Annotated in this window: 3 protein-coding genes; 2 read left to right on the forward strand and 1 reads right to left on the reverse strand. The window is 69.9% G+C overall.

The genetic code is table 11. The features are described from left to right. Positions 1-458 (forward strand): hypothetical protein (locus AAHM41_RS39580; RefSeq protein WP_342242138.1); only part of this gene is annotated, 458 nt, incomplete at its 5' end. Between the two features lie 30 nt (positions 459-488). On the opposite strand, the gene AAHM41_RS39585 is transcribed toward AAHM41_RS39580, so the two are convergent. Further along, positions 489-968, reverse strand: coding sequence for a cupin domain-containing protein (locus AAHM41_RS39585; protein WP_342242139.1), 480 nt, complete (start codon positions 966-968; stop codon positions 489-491). Positions 969-1,147: 179 nt separating this feature from the next. Here AAHM41_RS39585 and AAHM41_RS39590 point away from each other — a divergent pair, with 179 nt between their 5' ends. After that, on the forward strand, positions 1,148-3,433 hold the full coding sequence (locus AAHM41_RS39590; RefSeq protein WP_342242140.1) for a phosphocholine-specific phospholipase C: 2,286 nt from the start codon (positions 1,148-1,150) through the stop codon (positions 3,431-3,433). The last annotated feature ends 40 nt before the right edge of the window (positions 3,434-3,473 follow it).

Genomic DNA, 3,473 nt, shown 5'->3' on the forward strand with positions numbered 1-3,473 from the left:
ATGCTTGCGCCACCTTCACCGGCGCCGGGCCGAAATTCGCGAGCACCACTGGCCTGCTGCCGCTGAACGCGCTGACCGGTGCGCCCGCCCCCGCGGCCGACGACTGGCGCGGCACCTGGCGCAGCGGCGATGAGCAGGAGATCGACATCAAGAAGGCGGCGGGTGGGGCGATCGCGATCGAGGGCAATGCCAGCTTCGGCGGCAGCGACCCGGAGCGGGTGACGCGCGGCGCCATCAATGTCGGCCAGATCAGCGCCACGCTGACGCCGACGAACGGCAAGGCCGCCTTCTCGGCCGGCGACGACGGCGAGGCCGCGCCCTACGATGCGGATCCTGGCGACGACAGCACCTGCCGCGTCCGGCTATGGCGGCTCGGCCCCTATCTGGTGGCGGCCGACAACCTCATGTGCGGCGGCATGAACGTCACTTTCACCGGAGTCTATGGCCGGAGCAGGTAGCGGTGGGCGGCCGGGGCCGCCCATCCCGGTTCACGGATGCTTGTGGATCGGGTCGACCCAGTAGACGGCCTCCGGCTTCTCCACCGGCTCGATGTCGAGATTGACCACCACCGCCTCGTTGTCGCTGCGCACCAGCACGCATTCCAGCGGCTCGTCGGTCGAGGCGTTGATCTCCTGGTGCGGCACATAGGGCGGCACGAAGATGAAGTCGCCCGCCCCCGCCTCGGCGACATATTCCAGCTTCTCGCCCCAGCGCATCCGGGCGCGGCCGCGGACGACATAGATCACGCTCTCCAGCGGCCCGTGATGGTGCGCGCCGGTCTTGGCGTCCGGGTGGATGGTGACGGTGCCGGCCCAGATCTTTTGCGCCCCGACCCGGGCGGCATTGATCGCCGCCTTGCGGTCCATGCCCGGCGTCTGGGCGGTGTTGGGGTCGAGATCGCTGCCCCGGATCACGCGCACCCCGTTCAGGCGCCAATCCGGGGTCTCGTGGTGGTGATGGTCGCTCATGCTTCGGTCGGTCCGGAAGTTCCCGCGGCGTTCGACGCCAGACTGCGCCGCGACCGCGGCCGGCGCAACCACGACGGATCCTTTCCCGGCATTTCCGAAACCCGGCTTCACCGGTCCGTCACGGTTGGCTGCTATAGGAGCGGCGTCCGATTCTTCCCGCCGCCCATGAGACGCCGATCGTGACCTCCGACAGCCGCCGCCAATTCCTGAAAACCGGCCTCGCCGCCGCGGCCGCGATGGCCGTGCCGGCCAGCATCCGCCAGGCCATGGCGATTCCCGCCCACAACGCCACCGGAACCCTGCGCGATGTCGAGCACATCGTCGTGCTGATGCAGGAGAACCGGTCCTTCGACCATTATTTCGGCACGCTGAACGGCGTCCGCGGCTTCGGCGACCCGCGCCCGGCGCCGCTGCCGAGCGGCCGGCCGGTCTGGTACCAGAGCGTCGGCCGCAACGGCGCCAGCCGCAAAGGCTACGACAATGTCGGCTGGGACCATTGGCACGAGCGGGAGCGCTGGTACGAAGGCGACCCCAAGGCCCAGGCGCGGCTCGACTATGTCCTGCCGTTCCGGCTCGATACCGGCAGCACCAGCGCCCAGCACATGGACGGCACCGACCACAGCTGGAAGCTCGACCAGTCGCTGTGGAAGAACTGGGACAGCTGGGTGCCGCTGAAGAGCCGGATGTCGATGGGCTATTACGACACCGCCTCCGACCTGCCCTTCTACCGCCAACTGGCGGATGCGTTCACGATCTGCGAGGCCAACCACTGCTCGATCTTCGCCAACACCGAGCCGAACCGGCAGTACTTCACCGGCGGCGCCAGCGTCTACACCCTGACCGGCCGCGACCCGAAGAACCCGAAGCGCCGGCTGAAGGGCCAGGAGCTGGACAACAACTGGACCGGCGACATGGATCTCGACGAGCCCTGGGAAGGGCTCGCCTGGGAGGCCTATGCCGAGACGCTGGAGAAGCACGGCATCGACTGGCGGGTCTACCAAGCCTATTCCAACTACGGCTGCAACTCGCTGGCCTATCACCGCGACTTCCGCAAGCTCGACAAAAGCTCCGACCTGTACAAGCGCGGCCGCGCCTATGTCGGGCCCAAGCTGGCCTCGAACGAGGATCCCTATGACGCCGTGCTGGCGCGGGCGATCGCCGACGACGTCAAGGCCGACCGGCTGCCGCAGGTGTCCTGGGTGATCTGCCCCGACGCCTTCTGCGAGCACCCCAACGCGTCGCCCGCCGCCGGCCAGGCGCTGGTCGACAAGATCCTCGAGGCGCTGACCAGCAACCCGAAGGTCTGGGCCAAGACCGTCCTGATCGTGAATTACGACGAGAATGACGGCTTCTTCGACCATGTGCCGGCGCCGGTGCCGCCGGTGAACACCAGGTTCTACGGCTATCAGGGCCGCAGCACGGTCCCGGTCGGGGACGAGAACTTCAACGGCGTGCCGATCGGCCTCGGCCCCCGGGTGCCGATGCTGGTGGTCTCGCCCTGGAGCAAGGGCGGCTGGGTCTGCTCCGAGCTGTTCGACCACACCTCGGTGCTGCAGCTGATCGAGCGCCGCTTCGGCATGCCCTGCCGCTTCATCTCGCCCTGGCGCCGCGCGGTCTGCGGCGACCTGACCACGGCCTTCGACTTCCGCACGCCCGATGCCGCGCTGCCGCCGCTGCCGGACACGCGCCGCTACAAGGCCGAGGCCGATGCCGCCGCCGGCCGTCCCGGGCCGGTGCCGCCCGCGGCGCAGTCGCGGCCGGTGCAGCAGCAGGGCCAGCGCCGCGCCCGGCCCCTGCCCTACCGGCTCGGCGCCCATGCCCGGCTCGACCCGACCGGGCGGCGGGTCTGGATCGATTTCGCCAATGCCGGCACCGTCGGCGCCTGCTTCACCGTCTACGCCGATGGCGGCGCCACCTTCGACGAGACGGGCAAGCCCTACGAGCCGGACGACACCGTGTTCCCGGACCGGCCGATGCAGCCGACCGCCGACCGTCGCGGGCCGTGGCAATACACGGTCGGGGCCGGCGACACGCTGTCGGACAGCTGGACGCCGGACCATGGCCGCAGCTACGACCTGTCGGTCTATGGGCCGAACGGCATGCTGAACCGGTTCAAGGGGCGCCTGACCCCGATCCTGTCGGGCGAGGCGCGGCCCGAGGTACGGCTGATGCAGGACGGCGTGACCGGCGACGTCACGCTGCTCTTGAGCAATACCGGCTTCCGGCCCTGCTACTTGACCGTCGCCAATAGCTACAGCGCCGAGCCGCCGCGGCACCACTATCTCTGGCCGGGCGCCTTGGTCCGCGACCGCTGGTCGCTGCGGGCCAGCGCCGGCTGGTTCGACCTCAGCGTCACGGCGGGGACCGGCGACGGTTTCCTGCGCCGCTTCGCCGGCCATGTCGAGACCGGCCGACCGAGCCTGACCGATCCGAAGATCGGCGGGCCTGCGGTCGAGATGGTCTGAAAAGATGGGGCCGCGGGGGGGGGGGGGGGCCCCGGCCGCG

Source organism: Inquilinus sp. OTU3971, assembly GCF_038440215.1.

Excerpts from the sequence above, each read along its gene's own strand:
- AAHM41_RS39585 (WP_342242139.1), bottom strand. The coding sequence starts at position 968 with ATGAGCGACCATCACCACCACGAGACCCCGGATTGGCGCCTGAACGGG.